Source organism: Microbacterium sp. PMB16 (assembly GCF_051294855.1).
GTDB lineage: Bacteria > Actinomycetota > Actinomycetes > Actinomycetales > Microbacteriaceae > Microbacterium.
Map to the genome: position 1 here is coordinate 1,089,181 of NZ_CP145908.1, position 23,750 is coordinate 1,112,930.

At 69.5% G+C, this 23,750-nt stretch carries 21 protein-coding genes; 12 read left to right on the forward strand and 9 right to left on the reverse strand.

Annotated features, from left to right (window positions below; all coding sequences use genetic code 11):
* Positions 1-192: 192 nt before the first annotated feature.
* Complete coding sequence (locus tag V5D55_RS05230) at positions 193-549, forward strand: helix-turn-helix domain-containing protein (RefSeq protein WP_435748315.1); 357 nt, start codon at positions 193-195, stop codon at positions 547-549.
* 14 nt (positions 550-563) lie between these two features.
* On the opposite strand, the gene V5D55_RS05235 is transcribed toward V5D55_RS05230, so the two are convergent.
* Positions 564-1,160 (reverse strand): ClpP family protease, encoded by a 597-nt coding sequence (locus tag V5D55_RS05235; RefSeq protein ID WP_435748316.1) that lies wholly within the window; start codon positions 1,158-1,160, stop codon positions 564-566.
* On the reverse strand, positions 1,157-1,771 hold the full coding sequence (locus V5D55_RS05240) for a ClpP family protease (protein WP_435748317.1): 615 nt from the start codon (positions 1,769-1,771) through the stop codon (positions 1,157-1,159). Before V5D55_RS05240 ends, V5D55_RS05235 begins: the two co-directional genes overlap by 4 nt.
* A gap of 195 nt (positions 1,772-1,966) precedes the next feature.
* Here V5D55_RS05240 and V5D55_RS05245 point away from each other — a divergent pair, with 195 nt between their 5' ends.
* Positions 1,967-2,101 (forward strand): hypothetical protein, encoded by a 135-nt coding sequence (locus V5D55_RS05245; RefSeq protein WP_435748318.1) that lies wholly within the window; start codon positions 1,967-1,969, stop codon positions 2,099-2,101.
* 100 nt (positions 2,102-2,201) lie between these two features.
* Positions 2,202-4,355: a peptidase domain-containing ABC transporter gene (locus V5D55_RS05250; RefSeq protein ID WP_435748319.1), complete on the forward strand. Its 2,154-nt coding sequence runs from the start codon at positions 2,202-2,204 to the stop codon at positions 4,353-4,355.
* A 22-nt stretch (positions 4,356-4,377) separates the two neighbouring features.
* Here the strand turns inward: V5D55_RS05250 and V5D55_RS05255 are convergent, their stop codons facing one another.
* The gene (locus V5D55_RS05255) at positions 4,378-5,607 is read right to left on the reverse strand and encodes a trans-sulfuration enzyme family protein (RefSeq protein WP_435748320.1); all 1,230 of its coding nucleotides are present in this window, start codon (positions 5,605-5,607) and stop codon (positions 4,378-4,380) included.
* 112 nt (positions 5,608-5,719) lie between these two features.
* On the opposite strand from V5D55_RS05255, the gene V5D55_RS05260 reads away from it, so the two are divergent.
* Entirely contained in the window at positions 5,720-6,196 is a 477-nt protein-coding gene (locus V5D55_RS05260) for an Lrp/AsnC family transcriptional regulator (RefSeq protein ID WP_435748321.1), read from the forward strand.
* Positions 6,197-6,353: 157 nt separating this feature from the next.
* On the opposite strand, the gene V5D55_RS05265 is transcribed toward V5D55_RS05260, so the two are convergent.
* From V5D55_RS05265 to V5D55_RS05285, 5 genes are all read right to left on the reverse strand, one after another.
* Positions 6,354-6,749, reverse strand: coding sequence for a hypothetical protein (locus V5D55_RS05265; RefSeq protein WP_435748322.1), 396 nt, complete (start codon positions 6,747-6,749; stop codon positions 6,354-6,356).
* Positions 6,750-6,876: 127 nt separating this feature from the next.
* Positions 6,877-8,376 carry an MATE family efflux transporter gene (locus tag V5D55_RS05270; protein WP_435748323.1) on the reverse strand — a complete coding sequence of 500 codons (1,500 nt, stop codon included), beginning with the start codon at positions 8,374-8,376 and terminating at the stop codon, positions 6,877-6,879.
* 194 nt (positions 8,377-8,570) lie between these two features.
* On the reverse strand, positions 8,571-9,011 hold the full coding sequence (locus tag V5D55_RS05275) for a DUF2871 domain-containing protein (protein WP_435748324.1): 441 nt from the start codon (positions 9,009-9,011) through the stop codon (positions 8,571-8,573).
* 144 nt (positions 9,012-9,155) lie between these two features.
* Positions 9,156-9,779 carry a response regulator gene (locus tag V5D55_RS05280; RefSeq protein ID WP_435748325.1) on the reverse strand — a complete coding sequence of 208 codons (624 nt, stop codon included), beginning with the start codon at positions 9,777-9,779 and terminating at the stop codon, positions 9,156-9,158.
* A complete protein-coding gene (locus tag V5D55_RS05285) occupies positions 9,776-11,041 on the reverse strand; it encodes a sensor histidine kinase (RefSeq protein WP_435748326.1) in 1,266 nt (421 codons plus the stop codon). Before V5D55_RS05285 ends, V5D55_RS05280 begins: the two co-directional genes overlap by 4 nt.
* Before the next feature lie 94 nt (positions 11,042-11,135).
* Between V5D55_RS05285 and V5D55_RS05290 the strand changes: the two genes are divergently transcribed.
* From V5D55_RS05290 to V5D55_RS05325, 8 genes are all read left to right on the forward strand, one after another.
* Positions 11,136-12,062: a DnaJ domain-containing protein gene (locus V5D55_RS05290; protein WP_435748327.1), complete on the forward strand. Its 927-nt coding sequence runs from the start codon at positions 11,136-11,138 to the stop codon at positions 12,060-12,062.
* A 404-nt stretch (positions 12,063-12,466) separates the two neighbouring features.
* Positions 12,467-13,456 (forward strand): LacI family DNA-binding transcriptional regulator, encoded by a 990-nt coding sequence (locus V5D55_RS05295; RefSeq protein ID WP_435748328.1) that lies wholly within the window; start codon positions 12,467-12,469, stop codon positions 13,454-13,456.
* A 53-nt stretch (positions 13,457-13,509) separates the two neighbouring features.
* The gene (locus V5D55_RS05300; protein ID WP_435748329.1) at positions 13,510-14,778 is read left to right on the forward strand and encodes an extracellular solute-binding protein; all 1,269 of its coding nucleotides are present in this window, start codon (positions 13,510-13,512) and stop codon (positions 14,776-14,778) included.
* A gap of 4 nt (positions 14,779-14,782) precedes the next feature.
* Positions 14,783-15,679 (forward strand): carbohydrate ABC transporter permease, encoded by an 897-nt coding sequence (locus V5D55_RS05305; protein WP_435748330.1) that lies wholly within the window; start codon positions 14,783-14,785, stop codon positions 15,677-15,679.
* Entirely contained in the window at positions 15,676-16,518 is an 843-nt protein-coding gene (locus V5D55_RS05310; RefSeq protein ID WP_435748332.1) for a carbohydrate ABC transporter permease, read from the forward strand. The genes V5D55_RS05305 and V5D55_RS05310 overlap by 4 nt, the downstream gene beginning before the upstream one ends.
* 30 nt (positions 16,519-16,548) lie before the next feature.
* Positions 16,549-17,538 carry a glycoside hydrolase family 130 protein gene (locus V5D55_RS05315; RefSeq protein WP_435748333.1) on the forward strand — a complete coding sequence of 330 codons (990 nt, stop codon included), beginning with the start codon at positions 16,549-16,551 and terminating at the stop codon, positions 17,536-17,538.
* Positions 17,539-17,589: 51 nt separating this feature from the next.
* Positions 17,590-19,629 carry a hypothetical protein gene (locus V5D55_RS05320; RefSeq protein ID WP_435748334.1) on the forward strand — a complete coding sequence of 680 codons (2,040 nt, stop codon included), beginning with the start codon at positions 17,590-17,592 and terminating at the stop codon, positions 19,627-19,629.
* Between the two features lie 70 nt (positions 19,630-19,699).
* Positions 19,700-20,356: a histidine phosphatase family protein gene (locus V5D55_RS05325; protein WP_435748335.1), complete on the forward strand. Its 657-nt coding sequence runs from the start codon at positions 19,700-19,702 to the stop codon at positions 20,354-20,356.
* Positions 20,357-20,387: 31 nt separating this feature from the next.
* Here the strand turns inward: V5D55_RS05325 and V5D55_RS05330 are convergent, their stop codons facing one another.
* Positions 20,388-23,741, reverse strand: a complete 3,354-nt coding sequence (locus V5D55_RS05330; protein WP_435748336.1) for a DUF1349 domain-containing protein — start codon at positions 23,739-23,741, stop codon at positions 20,388-20,390.
* Positions 23,742-23,750 lie beyond the last annotated feature (9 nt).

The window sequence follows — 23,750 nt, forward strand, 5'->3', positions numbered from 1 at the left end:
CCCCCCACGGTCCCCAATCAGGGCCATGTGCCGGCAACGGCGGGATTGCGCCGTTCTCCAGCGCGCAGAAACGTATCAGCCGGGCGTTCACGGTCTTTCGACGAGCTGTGGAAGCTCGGCGGCGCCTCCAGAGCGGTTCTGCTCTGAGCAGAACCGCTCGAAGCGGGCGGATGCGGCGGCCTATCGTGAGGCATGGCCGACATCGTCCCGTTCCCGCGCGCACCCCGTCCTGACCGTCGCCCCCAGCCGACCGACCCCGAGCCGCTGTGGCGTCAGCTCCTCGGCGACCAGCTGCGCCGCCGCCGGCATGAGCGTGAAGAGACGCTCACCGAGACGGCGGAGAAGGCCGGCGTCTCCCCGCAGTACCTCTCCGAGGTGGAGCGCGGGCTGAAGGAGCCGTCGAGCGAGATGATCGCCGCGATCAGCGGCGCCCTCGAGACGTCGCTGATCGAGCTCACCAGCGCGGTCGCCGACGAGCTGCGGACGGCCATGGCGCCGGCATCCGCCCTCGTCTCCGCCGGACGCGCGGCGTTCGCCCTGGCCGCCTGAGCCGCGGCATCCGCTCAGCCGGCCGTGCGCCGGCCGAGCACCGTGTCGATGAGTCCGTAGTCGAGCGCGGCGGATGCCGTGAACACGCGATCGCGGTCGGTGTCGGCGCGCAGCTGCTCGACCGTGCGTCCGCTGTGCCTGGCGAGGATCTCCTCCATGTCGGACCGCACGCGAACCACCTCGTCGGCCGCGAGGATCAGGTCGGGAATGGCTCCGCGGGACTGCCCGGCCGGCTGATGCAGCACGATACGGGCATGCGCCAGCGCCGATCGCTCACCCGGCGCGCCCGCCGCCACCAGCAGCGCGGCCGGACCGATCGCCTGCCCGACGCAGGTCGTCGCGATGCGCGGACGGATGTGCTGCATCGTGTCGTAGATCGCCAGCGCCGCCCCCGGATCCCCGCCCTCGCTGTTGATGTAGAACTGGATGCCGCTCTCCGGGCTGTCCGCGTCGAGGTGCAGCAGCTGCGCGATGAGCGCGTTGGCGACGCCCGCATCGATGCCGGTGCCGAGATAGATGACCCGCTCGGCGAGCAGGTGCGAGTACACGTCCATGATGCGTTCGCCGCGCGGATGCTGCGCGATGACGTTCGGGATCGAGTAGGTGCTCATGAGCTCACTCCCAGTCCGACGCGGGCGCGGCGACGCGGCATGATGTCGGCCATGGAACCGACGATCTCGTCGATGAAGCCGTACTCCTGCGCCTCCGCGGCCGAGTACCAGCGGTCGTGCAGCGAATCCTCGAAGACGCGCTCCAGCGGCTGACCGGTATCGGCGGCGATCAGTCCGAGCACGGTGTCGCGCATGTGCCGGAGGTCGTCGGCCTGCGTCGCGATCTCGCCCGCGGAGCCGCCGATCCCCGCCGAGCCCTGGTGCATGAGCACCCGCGCGTGCCGCAGAGCCCGGCGCTTGCCCTTGGTGCCCGCCGAGAGGAGGAACTGCCCGGCGCTGTAGGCGATGCCGAGCACCAGTGTCGACACGTCGTTCGGCACGAGCTGCATGAGGTCGCGGATCGCCAGCATCGAGGGCACCGAGCCCCCCGGCGAATGGATCCACAGGGCGATGTCGGTGGCCGGATCCTCGGCCGAGAGTGCCAGCAGCTGCGTCATCAGCAGCGTGCCGTTGTCGTCGTCGAGGGCGCCGTCGAGCACGAGCACGCGCTCGTGGAAAAGCGCGCGTCGGGCTTCGGGACCGAACTGTGGGATGGGGTTGTCTTCGCTCATGTCCCCAGCATCCGATGCCCGCCGGACGCACCGGGCGGAATCTGCTCTCAGCCGCTCTGCCCCCAGCAGAGAGAAGGTCTCCGTGTTTCTACGGAACTTCGCCCTGAGCCCTTCTGGAGGCGCCTTCGGCGGAGTTAGTCTGCGGAGGTTCGCGAACATCTCAGTGGATAGACGAAGGGATGCACAATGCGCCAGATGGCTCTGAAAGACCTCGACACGGTCGGAATGACCGTGTCCGACGCCGAGCTGGGGAAGGTGCATGGCGGTCGTCGCCATGCGATCTTCATCATCACGGCGAACTACTGGTACGTCGAGTTCGTCGACGTGTGAGTAACGCCTGCCGCGTCCGCGGTGCCGCTGTCAGCGGCACCGCGGACGCGGCTCGCTCGCGCGTCAACACTGCCGTCTCCGATCTCTCCGAGGACTGACGATGAAATCTCCGCGCCCCCACCGCGCGCGCGTCGTCATGCAAGCCGCATCGACCGACTGCGGCGCCGCCTGTCTCACGATGGTGCTCGACGCGTTGAGCCGACCCGCACGGTTCTCCGCCGTGCAGGAGAGCCTGTCGGCCGGCCGTGACGGGGTGACGGCCCGCGCCATCGTGGAGTCGGCCGACGGGTTCGGCCTCGAGCACCGCGCCCTGCGGATCCCGCCGGAGCAGCTGAACCTCGAAACCCTCGCCACCCTGCCCGTGCCGATGATCGCGCACACCGACGACGATCACTTCGTCGTCGTCGAACGCGTGCATCTCCGCCGCGGGGTGACGATCATCGACCCCGCCGTCGGGCGGATGACCATCGACGAAGCCGAGGTCCGCGCGCGGTTCGGTGGTGTGATCCTCCTCTTCGCGCCGGATGACTCGGGAGCTTCCCGTCTTCGCGGCGCCGGCGCCCGCTGGAGCGAGAGCATCCTGAAGCCGGTGATCCGCGACAACGTGCGGACCCTCGGGCTCGCCCTGCTCCTCTCCGCAGCGCTCGCCGTGCTCGGGCTCGCCGTCCCCGGGGCCACCGCGGTCATCACCGATCAGCTCATCGCCGGGGGGATCTCCGGCGTGCCCTGGTACCTCGGCATCGCCGTCCTCGCGGTGCTCGTGTTCGTCCTCACCCTGGGCCGCGGTTTCGCCCTCGCGCTCGTGCAGCGGGCGGTCGGTGCGCAGATGGGTGTGCAGAGTGTGCGGACGATGCTGCGCGCGGAGTACCGCTTCTTCCTGATCCGTGCCCCGGGCGACCTCGTGAACCGGATCAGCTCACTGGCCCAGGTGCGCGAGATCGCGTCGAGCACGCTGGTGGCCAGCATCCTCGATGCCGTGCTCGCCCTGGGATACCTCGCCGTCGCCCTCATCATCGCGCCGCCGCTCGGACTCACCGCGGTCGTCGTCACCGTGGCGCTCGTCTCCGCCGTGCTCCTGCTCTCGATCCGCAGCCGCCAGGTGATGCGCGCGGAGCTGCACGCCCAGTCCCTCGCCGTCTCGCGTCTGGTCGACGCCGTGCAGGGCATCGCCTCGCTCAAGGTCGGGGCATCCGTCGACAACGCGGCCGACGGGCACCGTCACGCGCTCACCCGTGAGCTCGACACCGGGTTCCGCCGCGGACTGCTGATGACGTTCTCCGACGCGACGGTCGCGGCGTTCCGACTGGCAGCCCCCATCCTGTTCCTCGTCGTCGCGGCCTCCCAGGCACCCTCCCCCGGCGCCGCGGTCGGACTCGCGGCCCTGGCCTCGGCCGCACTCACCCCGGCGGCGGCGACCGCCGGACGCCTGTTCGCGTTGAACGAGCTCGGACCGATCCTCGAACGGCTCGCCGACGTCATGGAGGCGAAGCCCGAGGAGCTGGAGCCGCGGCGCCCCGCACCCCGACTCACCGGCGCCGTCGAGCTCGAGCAGGTCACGTTCGGGTATGCCTCGGGCACGCCGGCCGTGTCCGAGGTGTCGTTGCGGATCTCTCCCGGTCAGAAGGTCGCCGTGGTGGGTGCGACCGGCAGCGGCAAGAGCACTCTCGTGACACTCCTCACCGGGCTCCACCGTCCGGACGGCGGACGCGTGCTGTACGACGGCGAGGATCTGAACGACCTCGACCTGGACTCGGTGCGCCGCCAGCTCGGAGTCGTGCTGCAGGATCCGTTCATCCCGGCCGGGGCGATCCGCGATGCGATCGCGATGGGACGCGACGACCTCACCGACGCCGACATCGAGAACGCCGCGCGCGCCGCGTGCATGCACGACGCGATCAGCGCGATGCCCCTCGGCTACCGCACCGTGATCGCACAGGGCGGCACCGGTCTCTCCGGCGGTGAGCGTCAACGACTCAACCTCGCCCGCGCGCTCGCCGGAAACCCCCGTCTGTTGATCCTCGACGAGGCGACGAGTGCGCTGGACGCGGTCACCGAGGCCGCGATCGAGGCGAACCTGCGCGAGCTCGGCGTGACCCGGTTCGTGGTCGCGCACCGCCTGAGCACCACGACGGATGCCGACGTCGTGCACGTGTTCGACCGGGGCCGGCTGGTGGAGTCGGGACCGCCGGAGCAGCTGGAGGCCGCGGGCGGCGCATACGCACGATTGCGGGGGGCGGCGCTCTCCGGGCGCTGACGCGCGGGTCGTCTCGGCCCTGTCAGCGGGTCGCGTGCAGCGCGTCTGCGGGGATCGCGTCCGCGGCATCCTGCGCAGCCGGCGCCGCCGCGAAGGCCTGGGCGAGGTCGGCGATCAGGTCGTCGACGTTCTCCAGTCCGATCGAGAGCCGCAGGACGTCGGCGGCCGGCCGTGCCTCCGGCGGCACGGGCCGGTGGGTGAGCGCGGCAGGATGCTGGATCAGCGAATCCACTCCGCCCAGCGAGACGGCGTGCGTGAACAGTGCCGTCTTCGACGTGACGGCGGATGCTGCGGCGAACCCGCCCCGCATCCGCATCGCGATCACGGCGCCGGAACCGCGCATCTGACGCTCCAGGATGCCGCGGGGGTCGCCGTCGAGTCCGGGATAGAAGACCTCGGCGACCTCCGGCCGGTCGATGAGCCACTGCACGATGCGCCGCGCGTTCTCCTGCTGCTGGCGCATCCGCACGGGAAGGGTCGTGAGCCCGCGGTGCAGCAGGTAGGCGCCGAGCGGATGCAGCAGACCGCCGGTCACCGCCCGCACACGCCGCAGCGCCTCCGCGGTCTCTTCGCTGCAGGCCACGACGCCGGCGATCACGTCGCCGTGCCCGCCGAGGTACTTCGTCGCGCTGTGCAGCGACATCGCGGCGCCGAGGTCGATCGGGTTCTGCAGCACCGGGGTGGCGAACGTGTTGTCGACGACGACGGGAACGCTGCCCGCCTGGCGGACGACATCGGCGATGTCGGCGATGTCGAGGGTCGGGTTCGCGGGCGTCTCGACCACGACGAGACCCGTGTCAGGACGGATGCCGTCGGCGACCTCGTGCGGATGGCAGTAGGTGACCTCTGCCCCCAGCAGCCCCGAGCCGAGCAGGTGGTCGGTGCCGCCGTACAGCGGGCGAACCGCCACGACGTGCCGCCGGCCGACCGCGTTGGTGTGCGCGAGGATCACGGCCGTCATCGCCGCCATGCCGGACGCGAACGCGACCGATGCCTCGGCGTGCTCCAGCTCGGCGAGCGCGTCTTCGAAGCGGGCGACGGTCGGGTTCCAGAGCCGGGCATAGACCATGCTGCCGTCTGCCGGCGGACGACCACCGGTCGCCATCGCCTCGTACGAGTCGCCACCGCGCTCGATGTCGGGCAGCGGATTCGTCGTGGACAGGTCGATCGGCAGTGCGTGCACCCCGAGACCATCGAGATCGGCGCGGCCGCTGTGGACGGCGACGGTGTCAGGATGCAGCGGTGCAGTCATGTCTCCACGTTGCCGGAAACGTGATCTTTCCGCGCCTTTTCGACAGCATCCGCCATGGAAAGGTCGATGATCGCTATTCTGAGCAAGATCTGTTCCCCGAAGGAGGTGTCTGTTGCCGAAACCACAAGGCTCTCCGCTGGACGAGATCGACCTCGAACTGCTCGCCGTGCTCACCCGCGACGCCGAGGTCACGAACAAGGCGCTCGCGCATCGCCTGGGTCTGGCCGAGTCGACCTGCGCACACCGTGTGCGGTCGCTTCGCGAACGCGGGGTCATCCGCGACACGCGCATCCGCGTCGACGAAGCCGCGCTCGGCTTTCCGCTGCAGGCCATCATCAAGGTGCGCCTCGCCAATCACACCGGCGCCAAGGTCACCGCGCTGTTCGACGCGCTGGCGAGCATCCCGCGCGTGCTGCAGGTCTTCCATGTCGCAGGCGTCGACGACTTCCTCGTCCACGTCGCGGTGCAGGACGCCACGGCCCTGCGCGACATCGTGCTCGAGCACATCACCGTGCACTCGGTCGTGCGCGGCACCGAGACGCAGCTGGTCTTCGAGCTGCGCGACGGCATCGGACTGCTCGCGCGCTGAGAGCGCGTTCCCGCCTCAGCGCACGACGGCGAGGGTGCTCGGCCGCGCTTCGGAGGAGATCTGCGCACGGGAGGGTGAAGGCGCAGCATCCGATCCTCCGGTGCGCAGATCTCCTCCCGAACGCCGAAGCGACCACGGCCCCGAGCGCGTCCCCGCCTCAGCGGACGACGGCGATGGCGCTCGTCGACACCGACACGGATGCGGCGGTCGCCTTCTGCCGCGCAGCGGCGGGCACGTCGGCCTTCCGACGACGCGGCTCACGAGCGTGCTCGGTCGCGCTGACGATCGCGCGGACGACACCGCCGAGCACGAGCATGGCGGCGAGCACCGCTCCCGAGGCGATCAGCGGGAGCCACTGGTTCGCGAAGGATGCCGTGAGGCTCAGGAGTGCGAACACGATCCACAGCCCCACGGCACCTCCGGTGAGCCCTCCGGCGCCGCGCATGACCGCGATCCCCGCCACGACCGCGCAGACGGCGGCGAGTGCCGCACCGATCATCCCGATCGGAAGCATGACTTCCGCGAGATCGTTGGCCAATCCGAATGTGGTCATGACGTCCCCCGTCCGCGGAATCTCCGCACTCTTCGACACTAGATAAGTGTCGACGGCGGCCCATCCGTCTCAGGTCTCATCCGCATCATCCCTCAGGACGATATTTCGGTGAGGCGGATGCCGCGCGTCAGCGCCGGGAGGAGTGCGAGCGGCGGCGCCCCAGGGTGAGACGGCGTAATCGGGAAGAGCGGATGGTGGTGATCGGCTGCGTGATCACGGCATCGACCACCATCGAGCCGTCGGTCGGCCCCACGATCGCGATCGCTGAGGTCTCGGTCGCCTCGGCCGGGTCGATGGGCAGTCGGCCCAGCGCCCGGTGCGCGCGGACGTAGGCGGGCACGAGCAGCACGATCGCGCCGACCCAGGCGAGCGGATTGCTGAGCGCGACGCCGGTGAAGTCGATCATCGCGCCGAGGACGACCGCCGCTCCCACGCGCATCACGAGCTCGATGACCCCGGTCACCGTCGGGACCAGGGTGTGCCCGAGTCCCTGCAGGGCTCCGCGCAGCACGAACAGCACGCCGAGGGCCCAGTAGCCGCATCCGTTGACGATCAGCATGAGGTGGGCGAGGTCCACGACGTCGTCGGAGCCCTCGCCGATGAAGAGCCGCACCATCGGCGCGCCGAAAGCGATCAGGATGCCGCCGAGCACGACGCCGGCCACGATCGACATCCAGGTCGCCTCGACCACACCGCGACGGATGCGGTCGGGCCGACGACCGCCGTGGTTCTGCGCCGCGTACATCGAGACCGCGAGGCCGAGCGACGACAACAGCGCGACCGCGAGGCTGTCGACGCGCGACGCGGTCGTGTAGGCGGCGACGGCATCCGCTCCCAGGGTGTTCAGCGCGACCTGCACGGTGAGCGTGCCGATCGCGATGATCGACGCCTGGAAGCCCATCGGCAGGCCGAGCCGCAGGTGCTCCGCGACATCGGCGCGCGTGATGCGCCAGTCGGCGCGGCGCAGGTGCAGCATCGGGAGGCGGCGGCGGACGAACTCGAGGCACAGCAGCACCGAGACGGCCTGGGCGACGACGGTCGCGAGGGCCGCACCCCCCACTCCCCATTCCAGCGGGCCCACCATCAGGACGACGAGTCCGACGTTCAGCGCGCACGAGACCGTGAGGAACACCAGGGGCGTACGCGAGTCGCCGATGGCGCGGATGATCGCGGAGAGGTAGTTGAAGAACATCGTCGCGCCGGCGCCGAGGAAGCTGATCTGCGTGAAGACCGTCGCCTCGGCCATCAGCTCCGGCGGCGTCTGCAGCACGACCAGGAGCGGCGCGGCGATGAGGGGCGCGACCACGGTGAGCAGCACGCTCGTCACGCCCGAGAGCATCACGCCGGTGGCGACCGAGCGGCGCACCGCGGCGTCGTCACGCGCACCGAACGCCTGGGCGATCGGGATCGCGAATCCGCTGGTGAGACCCCAGGCGAAACCGAGCAGCAGGAACAGCAGCGGCCCGGTCGCGCCGACCGCGGCGAGCGCGTTCACGCCGAGGTGCCGCCCGACGACGATGGCGTCGGCAAAGTGGTACAGCTGCTGCACGACGTTGCCGATGAGCAGCGGAACGGAGAAGGCGAGGATGACACGCCACGGACGACCCGTGGTGAGAGAGGTGGCCATGAAGGAGCGGCTCGCAGAACTGGGGGGTGATCGGGGGAGCGACCAGTTTATCGAATCGATTCGGCACAACGGAATACCCATCGTGGCGTGGCTGTTCGTGCGGAAGACGCGGAATCACCTGAAGCGGCACGAGGCGCACATCCGGTACGTGCGCGACGACTCGATCGAGGGGCGGTAGGCGGGAGCCGCGGGAGTTACGCGGCGCTCGCCGCAGCCACGGCCGGCTTCGCGGCGAAGATCCGCGTGCGCAGCGCCAGGAACAGCAGCACCATGCCGGCGGTGAGCAGCATGTGCCCGGTTCCGGCGATGCCGGCGATCATCTTCGACGACTCCTGGCCCAGCACCGTGAGGCAGCCGTGCCACACGAGCATCGCGGAGGTCAGCACGAGGCCCGCGTTGTAGAGCCAGAAGAACCAGCCGAAGAGGCGGCTCTCGGAAAGCGCGAAAGCCTTCTCGAGCAGGAGCACGATGAGGAGCACGACGAATCCCAGCACGAGCAGGTGCGTGTGGACGAGGCCGAGCTGCGTCGCCTCCCCCTCGGGGAAGCCGTTGATCTTGGTGAACTCCCGGTAGAAGAGTCCGGAGGCGACGCCCACGATCATGTAGGCGAACGCGGCGGAGAAGAGCCTGCGCATAAGTGGTCCTTTCGGGTCTCTTCCAGCCTCGGCGCGGCGGCCGTCCCGGGGATCCATCGAACGGTTGAGATGCGGATGCGGATGCAGACGCGGCCGAGCGGCCGAGCGGCCGAGCGGTCGAGCGGTCGAGCGTCCGAGCGGCCGTCAGAGGAGCCCGGTGTCCCGGGCGATGGCGATAGCGCGGGCGCGGCTGTCGGCGCCGAGCTTCTCGAACACGTGCACGAGGTGGGTCTTCACGGTCGCCTCGGTGACGAACAGGGACTTCGCGATCTCGCGGTTGGACGCTCCCGTGTCGAGCAGCGCGAGAACTTCCCGCTCACGCTCGGTCAGGCGCACCCGCGGAGCACGCGAGACGCGCACGACCCGATCGCTGAGCTCCGGATTCAGCACCAGGCCACCGGCTGCCGCCTGGCGGATCGCCCGCACGATGTCGTCGGGGGCGACATCCTTGAGGAGGTACCCGGCGGCGCCGGCTTCGATCGCCCCGAGGATCTCGGCGTCGCGGTCGAAGGTCGTCAGGATGATCACGGCCGGGGCCGGATGCTGCGCCCGCAGAGCCGCCGTCGTCTGCACGCCGTCCATGCCCTCGCCCAGCCGCAGATCGCACAGCACGACATCGGGGTGCAGATGCCGGGCGAGCAGCACGGCCTCCTCACCCGATGCCGCCTCCCCGACCACCTCGACGTCGTCGCGGCGGTCGAACAGCGACCGCACGCCGGCGCGCACGATGGGGTGATCGTCGACGAGCAGCACGCGCACCGCGGTCATCCGACGCCGTCCGCTCTCCATGGCGGGGCCGCGGCGCCGAGCGGGACATGCGCCGAGAGCGCAGTGCCGTCGCCCGGAGCGCTCTCCACATCGAGGCCGCCCCCGAGTTCCCGCAACCGCGCGCGCATGGAACGCAGCCCGTAGCCGCCGCCCTGGCTCCCCACCGCTCCCTGCGCATCCCAGTGCGTCGCATCGAAGCCGACCCCGTCGTCGACGATGTCGAGGCGCACCGCATCGCCGGCATCGGCCAAGGTGACCACGACGCGGGTGGCGGCCGCGTGCGAGCGGACGTTCGCGAGGGCCGACTGCGCCGTCCGCAGCAGTGCGACCTCGGCGTCGAGTCCGAGCGACGGCAGGTCGTCGTCAGCGTGCAGTGTCGCCGTGATCCCGGTCTCCTCGGCCAGGCGTTCGAGCATGCGCTCGAGGGCGTCGCCGAGCGCACTCGACTCGAGCTCGGCGGGCATCAGCGCGTTCACGATGCGTCGCGCATCGGCGAGCCCCTCGGCGGCGAGCGCCCCGATCTGGGCGAGCGCACGGGTGGTCTGCGCTGGTTCGTCGGCGTCCAGAGCCGAACGCGCCAGCATCCCTATCGAGGAGACGCTCTGGGCGACGGTGTCGTGGATGTCGCGCGAGACCCTCGTGCGTTCGGCGCTCGCGCCGGACTCGCGCTGGGTGCGGGCGAGCTCGTCCTGCAGTGCGGCCATCTCCTCCTGCGTCGCGACGAGCGAGGCGATCAGTCGGCGCCGTTCGCGCCCGTCGCGCACGAGCTCGAGATAGCCGCGCGAGATGCCGAAGGCGAAGACGCCCCCGACCAGCGGGCCGATCACGTTGGCGTACGTCGTCGTGCCGGTGTGGAGCAGGGGTGCGGCGATGACGACGGCGAACACGGCGGCGCTGAGCAGCAGGGCCCACCGCATGCGCATCACGAAGCCGGCGAGCAGCCACAGCGGGAACGCCAGCCACACGAACTCGGGCGAGACGGCGACCGCCCCGAGCCAGATGAGCGTCAGGCCGATCAGCCACCAGGTCGCCAACCGCCGGTCGGCCGTGCGTTCGCCGAGCAGCAGTCCGCCGCCGTACCAGCCGAGGAAGACGAGCGACAGCGCAAGGACCCACGGCAGCGGGATGCCGTCGGCCGATGCGCGCAGCGCCCCGATCACCAGCAGCACGACCGTGATGACCGCCTGGCCGATGCGGATCGATCCGATCAGGCTCGCCCAGGTGTGCGCGGGCTGGCGCTGCGATGGCTCGGTGGACGGCATCCTCACATTCTTCCCCCGGGCTGCGTCCGGCGCCTCCATCGTTCGGTCGACCTCGAGGCAATAGCCTGGATGCTGCGGCGACGGAAGGGGCGCGATGTTCGACAGTCCACTCTCAGCGTCGGCGTACGAGGTGCTCGGCGTCGCATCGACCAGCGCCGACGACGACCTCCGGCGCGCGTACCGACTCCGGCTGCGGCAGACGCACCCCGACACGGGCGGCGACGCGGCGGTGTTCATCCGCGTGCAGCGCGCGTGGGAGCTGGTCGGCACTCCCGAGGGCCGTGCGGCGTACGACCGCAGCCACGGCATCGGCGGGGAGACGGAGTGGGGCGGATGGCGGGCACCGACCGCGCGCTCCGACGGCCGGCCGCGACCCACGTCGTACGGCGAGCCCGGCGCCTGGCGGCGAGCGCTGTTCGTGACGCGGCTGCAGGAATGGGCGGGCGAAGAAGTGCCCGATCCCTATGCTCCCGCCCTGGTGCGCGCCGCGCCGCGGGAACTCAAGCGGCTCCTCGCCGACGCCCTGGCCCAGGAGGGCACGGCCCACGCGGTCGCCGGGCTCGGCATGGGTTTCACCCTCTGGCATGGCGTATCGGTCGCGGCATCCGAGGGAGAGACGACGGATGCCGCGGACCGGCTCGACCACGTCGTGCTCGGGCCGTCGGGGTTGTACGGCGTGATGTCGGCCGACTTCGGCGGCGTGGTCGGCTTCCGGCGCGGCGAGATCACCGGCCCGAGCCTCGGACACCGCGCACCGGTGACGACGCTCCTCGCCCAGATCAACACGGTCGCCCGACTCGCCCGCGTGCGCTTCAGCGGCGCGATCGTCGCCCTGCCCGACGACGACCTGTCGCAGGCGGTCACGCCGCTCGGCAGCATCCGCGGGATGCCGGTGGTCGTGGTCCGCCGCAGCGCGCTGCCCCTGCTGCTGCGACGCGGGCTGCCCGGCGCACGGGTCATCGGCGGCAACGAACTCTTCGACATCCGCACCCGGCTGACGCAGCGGACACGCTTCGCCTGAGTCGGGATTTCCCGTTTCGCCGCCCACGGGTAGCGTGCGGTCATGGCGATCACGCCCGCATTCCGCGACTGGCTGCTCGATTCCGACCCGTCGCTGCGGTGACAGGTCGAGCGCGATCTGACGGATGCTCGGCCCGAGGTCTGGCAGGCGACTAGGGAGCGGGTCGCGACCGAGGGCTTCGGTGCCGCACTGCTCGCACGACAGGGTGCCGATGGTGGGACGCCCGCGGCCTGACCCCTGCTTTCGAATCGCGCAACTGGCGGTAAAACACCCCGTTTTCGCCCCAGTTGCGCGATTCGAAAAGGAGGTGGTCCGTTGACAGAGCCACGCAAACCGGTTTACACTCGTGCAAACCGGTTCAAGTCTCACGCGGAGTGCCCGGCGCGAACCCACGAGGAGGTGGCATGAGCCGCACGACGATCGCCGATGTCGCCCGCGAAGCCGGCGTCACGAAGGCCACGGTCTCGCACGCCCTGAGCGGCAACCGCCCAACCTCGGAAGAGACCCGCGCCAAGGTGCGCGCCGCCGCCGAGAAACTGAACTGGGTGCCGAGCCAGAGCGCCAGGGCCCTCGCCACCAATCGCGCCAACGCCGTCGCCGTGGTGCTCGCCCGCGATCCCGCGGTCATCGCGAACGACTCCTTCTTCCCGGCCTTCATCTCGGGCGTCGAGTCCGTGCTCGCCGAGACCGAGACGGCGCTGCTGCTCCAGGTCGTCCCCGGACGCGAGGCCGAGGAGCGCGCCTACCGCACCCTCAGCCACGGTCGCGCGGACGGCGCGCTGCTGCTCGACCTCCGCACCGACGACTGGCGCGTTCCGCTTCTCGAAGAGCTCGCCCTCCCGACGGTGCTGGTCGGCGCCTACGACCAGCCGACCGAATTCTCGTGCGTGCGCACCGACGACACGGCTCCCGTGCGGGAGATCGTCGCCCACCTCCGGGATGCCGGACACGAGCGCATCGCCCACATCTCCGGCCCGCTCGACTACGTGCACTCCCGCGCCAGAGCCGACGCCTACATCAGCGAGATCGGCGGCGCCGAGCTGCTCCGCGAAGGCGACTTCACCGCGGCCAGCGGGCGCGATCTCACCGAAGAACTGCTCGCCCTGCCCGAACGCCCCACGGCCATCCTGTACTCGAACGACACCATGGCGATCGCCGGACTCTCGTACGCCCGCTCGCAGGGCCTCGTGATCCCCCGCGACCTCGCGATCTCCGGGTTCGACGACGACCACCTCTCGGCCCACCTGTCTCCGGCGCTCACCAGCGTCTCATCCGACCCCGCGGCACGAGGCCGCGCCGCCGCCCGCATCCTGCAGGAGGTCATCCTCGGGGCGAACCCGCGCACCGAGATCGTCGACTGCAATGTCGTGCACTTCCGCGAGAGCACCGCGTAGTCGGCATCCGCTCCACCCACATCAGACTCACCCACTGTGTCGAGGAGGACACCATGAAGAAGATCCGTGCAATCGCACTCATCGGCGCTGTCGCACTCGTCGCCACCGGATGCACCGCCGGCGGCGGAGGGAGCGGCGAGGGCGGCGCCGAAGCCACCGGTCCCATCGACGTCTGGCTCTCGAACAACGAGCAGGAGGTCGCCTGGGGTCAGGCCGTCGTCGACGCCTGGAACGCCGACCACCCCGACGAGAAGGTGACGGCCCAGGAGATCCCCGCCGGCTCGTCTTCCGAAGAGGCGATCACCGCCGCGATCACCGCTGGCACGGCGCCCTGCCTCGTCTACAACGTGGCACCCGCGGCCGTCTCCGGCTGGGTCAAGCAGGGCGGACTGGTCGACCTCAGCACGATGGAGGGCGGCAGCGACTACATCACCGAGCGCGGCGGCGACGTCGAGTCGTACTCGACCGACGGCAAGTTCTATCAGATGCCGTGGAAGTCGAACCCGGTCATGGTCATGTACAACAAGTCGCTGTTCACCGCGGCGGGCATCGACCCGGAAGACCCGCAGATGAACACGTACGACGCGTTCCTCGAGGGGTCGCGCAAGATCGTCGACTCCGGCGTGCAGAGCGCGATCTGGCCGGCGCCGACCAGCGAGTTCTACCAGCCGTGGTTCGACTTCTACCCGCTGTACCTCGCCGAGACCGACGGGACGATGCTCGTCGAAGACGGCAAGGCGACGATCGATTCGGATGCCGGCCGCGAGGTCGCCGAGTTCTGGAAGACCTTCTACGACGAGAAGCTGTCGCCGAACGAGGCGTCGACCGACGACGCGATGTCGGCGGGAACCACGGCCATGCAGCTCGCCGGCCCGTGGGCGATCCCGTCCTACGCCGAGACCGTCGACGTGGGCTTCATGCCGGTGCCGACCAGCGACGGCCGGGAGAACCCGGTCACCTTCGCCGACTCGAAGAGCGTCTCGATGTTCACCGCCTGCGAGAACCAGGGCACGGCATGGGAGTTCCTGAAGTTCTCGACGAGCGTCGAGAGTGACGGGCAGCTGCTCGAGGCCACCGGTCAGATGCCGATGCGCACCGACCTGACCGGCACGTTCGCGGACTACTTCGAGGCGAACCCCAACTACGTGGCCTTCGCCGAGCAGGCTGAGGCCACGGCCGACGTGCCCAGCATCCCGAACTCGGTCGAGGCGTGGCAGGCGTTCCGCGACGCGTACTCCCCCGCGGTGATCTTCGGCAAGGACTCGATCGACGACTTCCTGAAGAACGCCTCGTCCAAGATCGACGAGCTCGTCGCCGAGTGATCTGATGCCCGACAACCGGCGGTTGCGCACCCGATGGCTGGGTGCGCAACCGATCGGCGGCCTGTTCGCGCTGCCGTACTTCGTGTTCGTGATCGCGATCTTCGCCTACCCCCTGGCCTTCGCGGTCTACATCGCTTTCCACGACTACTTCTTCACCGCGCCCGGCACCGAGGTCGAGCGCCCCTTCGTGGGGTTCGAGAACTTCGTGACCGTGCTCACCGATCCCCGGGTGCTCGGCTCGTTCCGCAACACACTCGTCTTCCTGGTGATCAACGTGCCGCTCACCGCGGTGCTGTCGCTCGTTCTCGCCACAGCCCTGAACACCGGCATCCGCTGGGTCGCCGCCTATCGGGTGGCGTTCTACGTGCCATACCTGACGGCGAGCGTCTCGCTCGTGGGCGTCTGGATGCTGCTGTTCTCCGGCAACGGACTGATCAACACGATCCTCGGCCCGCTCGCGCCCGACCCGTCGTGGCTCGTGAACAGCGGGCTGGCGATGCCGATGATCGCGCTCTACGTCACCTGGAAGCAGCTGGGGTTCTACATCCTGCTCTACCTCGCGGCGCTGCAGAACGTGCCCAAGGAGCTGTACGAATCGGCGGAGACCGACGGCGCCGGAGCCTTCAAGCGCTTCCTGCACGTGACGGTCCCCGGCGTCCGCAGCGCCACCACGCTCGTGCTGATCCTGTCGATCATCACCGGCGCCAACCTCTTCACCGAGCCATACCTGCTCACCAACGGCGGCGGCCCCGACGGCGCCTCCTCCACGCCGGTGCTGCTCATCTATCAGCTGGGCATCCAGCAGCAGAACCCCGACACCGCGGCGGCCATCGGCATGATCCTCGTGATCCTCGTCGGGATGCTGTCGCTCATGGCCAACCGCGCGACCAGGGAGCGATGATGAAACGCAGAAGCAAGGCTCCACGCATCATCAGCATCGTCCTGCTCACGGTGGCGGCGATCGGGTTCGCCTTCCCGTTCTATTTCATGCTGGTGGGGGCGTTCCAGGAGAACCCGACGAACGCACCGAACGAGCTCCTGCCGACCAGCGGGTGGACCGTCGACAACTTCGTCGCGATCGACTCGCGGATCGACCTGGCAGGGTCCCTGCTGAACTCGCTGATCTTCACCGCCGGCGTGCTGCTCGGCACGGTCGTATTCGGGCTGCTCGCCGGCTACGCGATCGCCCGTCTCGACTTCCGCGGCCGCGGCGTCGTCTGGGTGCTCATGCTGCTGGTGCAGATGGTGCCGTTCCAGCTGCTGATGATCCCGCTCTACGTGCAGATCACCCGCAGCTACGGACTCGGCGACTCGTATCTCGGCATGATCCTGCCGTTCCTGATCAACACGACCGCGGTGTTCATCTTCGTGCAGTTCTTCAAGGCACTGCCCGTGGAGATCTTCGAGGCCGCGCGCATCGACGGGGCCGGCGAGATCCGCCTGCTGACATCGGTCGCGATCCCGCTGATCAAGCCCGTGCTGGTGACGGTCGTGCTCGTCACCTTCATCGGACCGTGGAACGAGTTCCTCTGGCCGTTCCTGATCACGAAGGATGCGACGCTGCAGCCGCTCGCCGTTTCTCTCGCGAACTACATCTCGAACGTCGCGCAGTCCACCGCCAACCCGAACGGGGCGATCCTCGCCGGCGCCACGGCGCTCGCCTTCCCCGTCGTCATCCTGTTCATCGTCTTCCAGCGGTACTTCCGCGCCACCGACCTCGGCGCAGCCGTCAAAGGCTGATCACCCGCTCGCTAGCCAGAAAGGGCTTCCATGTTCACCGGAGCATCCTTCCCCCTCGGACCGTTCACCCCCTACGAGGGCAACCCGATCCTGCGCCCGCGCGGCGACAGCTGGGAGTCGGCGAACCTCTACAACCCGGCGGCGATCGTCGACGGCGACGAGGTCGTGCTGCTCTACCGGGCGCATGCCGACGACATCATCTCCCACATCGGCCTGGCCCGCTCGAGCGACGGCGTGAACTTCACCCGTGAGGATGCGCCGGTTCTCTCGCCGTCCGAGGACTACGAGACGTACGGCTGCGAAGACCCGCGCATCGCGCTGATCGACGGCACGTACTACCTCACGTACACGGGCTGGGATCGCCGGAGCGCGCAGCTGTGCCTCGCGACCTCGACGGACCTCCGCACCTGGACCAAGCACGGTCCGCTGTTCGACGACTTCGACACGTTCAAGACCATGGATCCGCGCGGGTTCAACTGGTCGAAGGCCGGAGTGATCGTGCCGCAGCAGATGCACGGCAAGTGGTGGATGTACTTCGGCGAAGGCGCGATCTACTGGGCCACCAGCAACGACCTCATCCACTGGACCCCCGGCACGGCAGACACCGACCCGATGTACTCGCCGACCCCCGGCACCTGGGACGAGGCGCTCGTCGAGATCGGCACCTCGCCCGTGGTCACCGACAACGGACTGCTGCTGTTCCTCACGAACGGCGCAACCCGCACCGTGCACGACGACGGGACGGTCGACGTCGACTACCGGTGCGGACAGATCGCCATCGACCCGGACGAGCCGACGAAAGTCATCGCCCGCCTGCAGGAGCCCTGGCTGCGGCCGCAGACCTTCGAGGACATGCACGGGCTCGTGTCGAACGTGACGTTCGTGGAGGGACTCGTGAAGTTCCAGGAGAAGTGGTTCGCGTACTACGGGCAGTCCGACACGACGCTGGCCGTCGCGATCCACAACCCGGCCGAGCCGTGGGGCCGCGCGCTGCGCGGGCCCGGTTCCGTCACCGCCTGACTCGGGGCTTCGGCCCACCCTGATCCACCGACAGCACGAAGAAGTGACGACATGGACACCTCACGACGCTCGTTCCTGACCATCGCGGCGACGGCATCCGCCCTCGCCCTCCTCCCGGTCGATGCCGCCGCCGGCGCGACGACCACCACCCAGGGCGCGGCGAGCCCGCTGCCCCTCGAGGCGGCCCGATCCCGCCGGCTCACGAATCTCAGCCACCTGCGATTCCTGCTCGCGGAGGTCCCGGTCGCGGCGACCCCGACGCACACGACGTTCGGCATCGAGACGCGGCCGACGGTGCGCGCGCCCTGGACGTACGCCGACACGGATGGCGCGGGCGGCTATCGTCCGGTCGGCGGCGGCACGCGCGACGCGGTGACCGGGTACTGGACGCAGGGCGCGTACAACGCCGACGACATCGCCCGCGCGGCGGTCGTGTTCCTGCGGGACTGGCAGGCCACGGGCGAGGCACAGAGCCGCGACGACGCACGCGATGTGCTGCGATCGCTCGCGTTCCTGCAGACCACGACGGGCCCGAACGCCGGTCGCGTCGTGCTGTGGCAGCAGGAGGACGGCACGCTCAACCCCAGCGCGATCCCGGTCGAGCTGCCCGATCCGTCGGACTCGGCGGAGTCGTACTGGCTCGCCCGCTCGGTGTGGGCGTTCGGCGAGGGCTACGCGGCGTTCCGCAAGGTCGACGCCGACTTCGCGGCCTTCCTGCTCGCCCGGCTGCACCTGTGCCTCGACGCGCTCGGCCGCGAATCGCTCGGGCGCGCGGGCCGGAGCGTGAAGAGCGACGGACGCCGGCTGCCCGCCTGGCTGATCGCCGGAGGAGCGGATGCCACGGCCGAAGCCATGCTCGGCCTCGCCGCCGCGGCCGAGGTCGGAGATTCCCGCAGCCGGAAGGCTTTGCAGACATACGGCGAGGGCGTCGCCGCGATGGCGTCCGACCCGTCGAAGGGCTGGCCGTTCGGTGCCGTGCTGCCGTGGACCGGATCCCTCGGGTTCTGGCATGCGTGGGGGGCCGCGGCTCCCGAGGCGCTCGCCCGCGGCGGCGGCCTGCTGCGGCGGCGCGACTGGACGGCGGCGGCCAAGGCGGATGCCGGGCGCTTCACGCCTCAGGTTCTCGCCTCCGGCGGGCCGAACAACGCGTGGGCGCCGCTCCCCGCCGAGGCGCAGATCGCGTACGGAGCGCACGGGCGGGTCGCGGGTGCGCTCGCGGCGGCGGCGGTCGGCGGCGAGGGACTGCGGGTGCTCGCCGGGCTCGCGGCCGCATGGTTCTTCGGGGCCAACACCGCCGGCATCCCGGTGTACGACCCGGCGACCGGCGTCACCTTCGACGGAGTCGAGACCGATGGCCGGGTGAACCGGAACTCCGGAGCGGAGTCGACGATCCACGGGTTGCTGACGATGCTGCTGCTCGACGCGAACCGGGATGTGGCGAAGCTCGCGACCTCGATCACCGGGTTGACCTCGTTCTCGGGGCTGCGTGTGCTCGACGCCGAGAAGGCGCGCCTGTCGCCCGGTGCGGTGGTCGAGACACCGGCGGGTGGTGCGTGGACCGGCGAGGGCAACCTCTCCGGCGGGGCCTTCGTCCGTCTCGCGAAGGGCGAGTGGGCCGAGTTCGACGTCACTGAGGCCGGCGGCATCCTGCACGGTCTCATTTGGCGGCAGACCGCGAATGTCGGGGATGCCGTGTGGGAGGTGTGCCGCGGACGCAAGAAGGTGTGGAGCACGAAGACGCCCGCGGGCGGCACCGGCGACCGCGGGCTGACCGAAGCCGACGGGATGCTGGTGCCCCAGCTGCTGGGCGGCGACCTTCCGGATGGCCCGGTGACTGTGCGCTGCACCAGCCGCGGCGACGTGCGGCTCGATGCGCTGGTGATCCAGCCGCGGGTCGTGACCGCGGTGTACGCGACCTCGTCGGGCTCGGCGGTGCTCTACGCCAACGGATCGCGGCGTGAGGAGCGGGTGCGGGCGCTCGCTCGAGGCAACGGCCAGGCGTACGACGCGGATGGTGCGGCGCGCGGGCAGGCCGTGCAGGGCGGGAAGGTGCGCGTGCGCGGAGAAGGGTTCACGATCACGCGCGGCTGAGGCGGCCGACCCCGATTCGTCCCCCGCGGCCGATCGTGACAGCATCCGCCGAACGTGACACCCTGGCGGTGTGCCCTTGAACGATCCCCTGCCCGACCGCCCCACGCCCGACAATCCCTCCGGCAAGCTGGTGCTCTTGCGCCACGGCGAGACGGAGTGGTCGCGAGCGGGCCTGCACACCGGTCTGACCGACATCCCTCTCACGGCCCGCGGCGAAGACCTCGCCCGCGGCGCCGGTCGCCTGGTCGCCGACTACGACTTCTCCCTCGTGCTGTCCTCGCCGCTGCAGCGCGCACGCCGCACCGCGGAGCTCGCGGGACTGCACGCCGAGGTCGATCCGCTTCTCGTCGAGTGGGACTACGGCGGGTACGAGGGTCGCACGACGAAGGACATCCGCGAGGAGCTCGGCTACAACTGGAGCGCGTTCACCCACGGAGTGATCCGCGGCGACACGCCAGGGGAGACCGTCGAGGAAGTCGCCGCGCGCGCTTCGCGCGTGCTCACCCGGGTGCTGCCGGCGATGGCGGACGGCGACGTCGCCCTGGTCGCGCACGGCCACTTCCTGCGGATCCTGACCGCGGTGTACCTGCGACAGGCGCCGCGCTTCGGCGCCCAGATCAGCCTGGATGCCGGATCGGTGTCGGTCCTGAGCTTCTATCGCGAGCAGCCGGCCATCCTGTCGTGGAACTACGGACTCGAGCTGCCGTTGGCACCGTCGGAGTCCTGACCTTCAGGACCCCGACGGTTCTCGAAATCCGTCACTGGAACGGGACGACTGCGCCATTCTCGGTGAAGGTCTCGAAGGTGAAATCCCCGTGCGCCGTTGTGCCGTCGACCGCGGCGAGGACACCGAAGTGCGCGTTGGTGAGAGCCCCGGACGGCACGGAGATGGTGGATCCGACCTGCGTGTACGTGGTGCCATCGGTGGAGTACTCGGCTGCGTAGACGCCGGCGCTCACCGGGCGCAGTCGGAACCAGACACTCGTCGCCGTCGGATCGGTGACCCTGCGACTCTCCTCCGGGATGCCGTTGAACTCGGTCACCACCGTGATCGTCGGAGAGCCGTTGTTGTGCTTGCGCTGGAGCGCGATGTAGTTGTCATCACCCGCGTAGAGCAGGAGCCCGGCCTCGGCATACCGGGCCGTGGTGCGACCGGTCATCTTCACCGAACCCGTGCCCGTCCCGGGACCGCCCGAGCGGACCACCACCGTGTTCGCACTGTTCTGATTGCCCCACAGGAACCCGTTGTGCGGCGTCAGAGCCAAGCCCCCACTCGACGTGAACCGCCGATCAGCCGCGACATCACGCACCACCGACCACCCCGGCGCGAACTGCGCAACGGAGAACGGGACGACCGCGCCGTTCTCGGTGAAGGTGTCGAAGGTGAAGTCGCCGTGCGCCGTTGAGCCTTCGACCGCCGCGAGGACGCCGAAGTGCGCATTGGCCAGCGCACCCGAGGGCACCGAGATGTTCGACCCGACCTGCGTGTACGTGGTGCCATCGGTGGAGTACTCCGCCGCGTACACACCCGTACTCACCGGACGCAGTCGGAACCAGACACTCGTCGCCGTCGGATCGGTGACCCTGCGACTCTCCTCCGGGATGCCGTTGAACTCGGTCACCACCGTGATCGTCGGAGAGCCGTTGTTGTGCTTGCGCTGGAGCGCGATGTAGTTGTCATCGCCCGCGTAGAGCACGAGCCCCGCCTCGGCATACCCCGCCGTCGTCCGACCGGTCATCTTCACCGACCCCGTGCCCGTTCCGGCGCCGCCGTTGCGGACCACCACCGTGGTCGCGTTGTTCTGATTGCCCCACAGGAAACCGTTGTGCGGCGTCAACGCGAGACCGCCGCCCGACGTGAACCGCCGATCAGCCGCGACATCACGCACCACCGACCACCCCGGCACGAACTGCGGCGTCCCGGCGCATCCCGTCGTCCCGCCCACGACGATCGTGACCGGCGGTGAGAGCAGAGGTCCGTTGGCGGTCTGCACCTGCGCACGCACCGTGGTGGTGCCGGCCGCCACGGCCTTCAGCGATCCGTCGCTCTGCACCGCGACGATGCCGGCGTTCCCCGAGACGTAGGTCGCCGCCGCCCATGGGACGACGCTGTTCTGACCGATCGTCGACGATTCGCCCGAGACCGAGACGTCCGATGCCGCGGTGCCGTCGCTGAGATCGATGCGACGGTTGAAGCCGGGGTCGTAGGTGTTGTTGGAGATCGCGACCCCGGCCGTGCCACGGAGCACGTAGAGGCTGGAGCTGAAGGATGATCCCGGAGGCGTCGCGCTCGCGGCGAACTGCGAGCCCACGGCCGGGCAGGTCGTGGCCACGGACAGCGCGAGTGCGGTGTCGCGATCCGCACGCTTCACCTTGTTGCCGCTGAAGGTGATGCCCTGGGCGCTCTTCGAGTTCCAGAGCTGCCCGTTCCCCATCAGGAACTCGTTGTTCAGCACCTTGATGTTCTGGTTGACGGGAGCGGTGGTCGAGATCGTCGGATTCGTGGGCTCGATGAAGATCACGGGTGCCGAGGTCGTCGGCCGGGTGAACACGTTGTCGCGGATCGTCACGTCCTTGGACGGACCGGATTCGAACCATCCGGCCGCATCCGAGGAGATGAAGATGCTCGACATCTGCGGCGCGATGAAGTTGTTCTCCTTGATCATCACGGGCTTGCGTGAGCTGACCAGGATGGCGCGGGTCGGGATGTTGCGGAACGTGTTCTTCTCGATGAGGACGGTCGGGGTGTAGGTCGTGTTCTCGACGACGAAGTCGTTGTTCGTGATCGTGGTGGGGATGACTCGGTCGAAGGTGACCTGGATCTGCGTCAGGCTCCCGTTGTGATCGCGTCCGCTCGGGCCTGTGGCCGACACGACGACGGGCGTGAGCCCCGCCACCGGGACCATCGATCCTCGGCTGACGATCTCGACCTCGTTCCCCTTGTAGAACTGGGGGAATCCGGAGGTCTGTGAATGCTGATACTGGAGGGTCAGCGTCTTGTTGTCGGCGGAACGCCCGACGACCTGCATGTAGGTGCCGTGGATGTTGATCGCATCGTCGTGGGCACCGTCGAAGACGGTGTTGCGCACGGTGACGGTTCCGGACATCCCCGACATCTGCAGCATGTCGGCGATCGCGGCGGTGTGCCGGCCGCCGCCCGTGGGGGTGGCGAAGCTGCTGTCCTCGAGAGTGAAGTTGCGGCTGAACTGCCCGAGATAGCCGAAGCCGTGCAGGTAGCGCGCGTCGACATTGTGGACGACGATGTCCTCCGACTGCCAGAAGAACGCGGCGGCCGTGTCGCGGCTGCCCTCGTGGAGCTGGTAGACCAGTCCCTTGTCGCCGGGCTGCGTGGACGACGTGTACTCGATGCGGATGCGGTTGCCGCCGAGGTCGGTGATGGCGGAGACGCCGCTGAAGATCGGGTTGCCGCCGCGATACGCGATGCCCTGGGCAGGATCCTTCGTCTGGCTGTACGACATCCCGTTGACGCTGGTCCAGTAGGGCGTCGTGGTGCCCGGCTTGTTCTCACCGCGCCAGTTGATCTGGTTGCCCGCCACCGAATACAGCGTTCCGGTCGGAACCGTCACGATCCGATAGCCCTTGCCGCCGGCGACCCCCGTCTCGGCGACGGTGACGTCGATCGACTTGGGGGTCACGTAGTCGAAGGTGAAGTCCTCGAACCTCACGCGCGAGGAATCGATGGCGGCGAATGCCGTCTGCAGCCCGTGCAGCGTGAACACGGAGTCGTTGCCGTCGACGACGACGTCGCGCATGCCCTCGAGGAGGATCGCCAGGCTCTTGTCCCGATACTCGGGGAGAGCGCCGACGGTGTTCGACATGTACAGCTCGCGCTTCTCCGCGTTCTCGGGGTAGAGCGAATACGTGCCGGTGGGGAAGCTGATGCGCACGGCGCCGCTGAGCGTCTTGGCGTGACGGATGGCGGCCTTCACCGCCGCCGCACTGTCGGTCGCGCCGGTCTTGTCCGCGCCGAAGGTGGTCACGTCGACGACCTGTTCCGCCGCCACGGCAGCCACCGGCGTCGCAGTGATCACTCCCGCGGAGAGCATCATGACGATCGCCGTTCCCCAGGCGAAGTGCCGCACGTTCTTCATCCGAACTCC

Excerpts from the sequence above, each read along its gene's own strand:
- V5D55_RS05230 (WP_435748315.1), top strand. The coding sequence starts at position 193 with ATGGCCGACATCGTCCCGTTCCCGCGCGCACCCCGTCCTGACCGTCGC.
- V5D55_RS05235 (WP_435748316.1), bottom strand. The coding sequence starts at position 1,160 with ATGAGCACCTACTCGATCCCGAACGTCATCGCGCAGCATCCGCGCGGC.
- V5D55_RS05240 (WP_435748317.1), bottom strand. The coding sequence starts at position 1,771 with ATGAGCGAAGACAACCCCATCCCACAGTTCGGTCCCGAAGCCCGACGC.
- V5D55_RS05245 (WP_435748318.1), top strand. The coding sequence starts at position 1,967 with ATGGCTCTGAAAGACCTCGACACGGTCGGAATGACCGTGTCCGACGCC.
- V5D55_RS05250 (WP_435748319.1), top strand. The coding sequence starts at position 2,202 with ATGAAATCTCCGCGCCCCCACCGCGCGCGCGTCGTCATGCAAGCCGCA.
- V5D55_RS05255 (WP_435748320.1), bottom strand. The coding sequence starts at position 5,607 with ATGACTGCACCGCTGCATCCTGACACCGTCGCCGTCCACAGCGGCCGC.
- V5D55_RS05265 (WP_435748322.1), bottom strand. The coding sequence starts at position 6,749 with ATGACCACATTCGGATTGGCCAACGATCTCGCGGAAGTCATGCTTCCG.
- V5D55_RS05270 (WP_435748323.1), bottom strand. The coding sequence starts at position 8,376 with ATGGCCACCTCTCTCACCACGGGTCGTCCGTGGCGTGTCATCCTCGCC.
- V5D55_RS05275 (WP_435748324.1), bottom strand. The coding sequence starts at position 9,011 with ATGCGCAGGCTCTTCTCCGCCGCGTTCGCCTACATGATCGTGGGCGTC.
- V5D55_RS05280 (WP_435748325.1), bottom strand. The coding sequence starts at position 9,779 with ATGACCGCGGTGCGCGTGCTGCTCGTCGACGATCACCCCATCGTGCGC.
- V5D55_RS05285 (WP_435748326.1), bottom strand. The coding sequence starts at position 11,041 with ATGCCGTCCACCGAGCCATCGCAGCGCCAGCCCGCGCACACCTGGGCG.
- V5D55_RS05290 (WP_435748327.1), top strand. The coding sequence starts at position 11,136 with ATGTTCGACAGTCCACTCTCAGCGTCGGCGTACGAGGTGCTCGGCGTC.
- V5D55_RS05295 (WP_435748328.1), top strand. The coding sequence starts at position 12,467 with ATGAGCCGCACGACGATCGCCGATGTCGCCCGCGAAGCCGGCGTCACG.
- V5D55_RS05300 (WP_435748329.1), top strand. The coding sequence starts at position 13,510 with ATGAAGAAGATCCGTGCAATCGCACTCATCGGCGCTGTCGCACTCGTC.
- V5D55_RS05305 (WP_435748330.1), top strand. The coding sequence starts at position 14,783 with ATGCCCGACAACCGGCGGTTGCGCACCCGATGGCTGGGTGCGCAACCG.
- V5D55_RS05310 (WP_435748332.1), top strand. The coding sequence starts at position 15,676 with ATGATGAAACGCAGAAGCAAGGCTCCACGCATCATCAGCATCGTCCTG.
- V5D55_RS05315 (WP_435748333.1), top strand. The coding sequence starts at position 16,549 with ATGTTCACCGGAGCATCCTTCCCCCTCGGACCGTTCACCCCCTACGAG.
- V5D55_RS05320 (WP_435748334.1), top strand. The coding sequence starts at position 17,590 with ATGGACACCTCACGACGCTCGTTCCTGACCATCGCGGCGACGGCATCC.
- V5D55_RS05330 (WP_435748336.1), bottom strand. The coding sequence starts at position 23,741 with ATGAAGAACGTGCGGCACTTCGCCTGGGGAACGGCGATCGTCATGATG.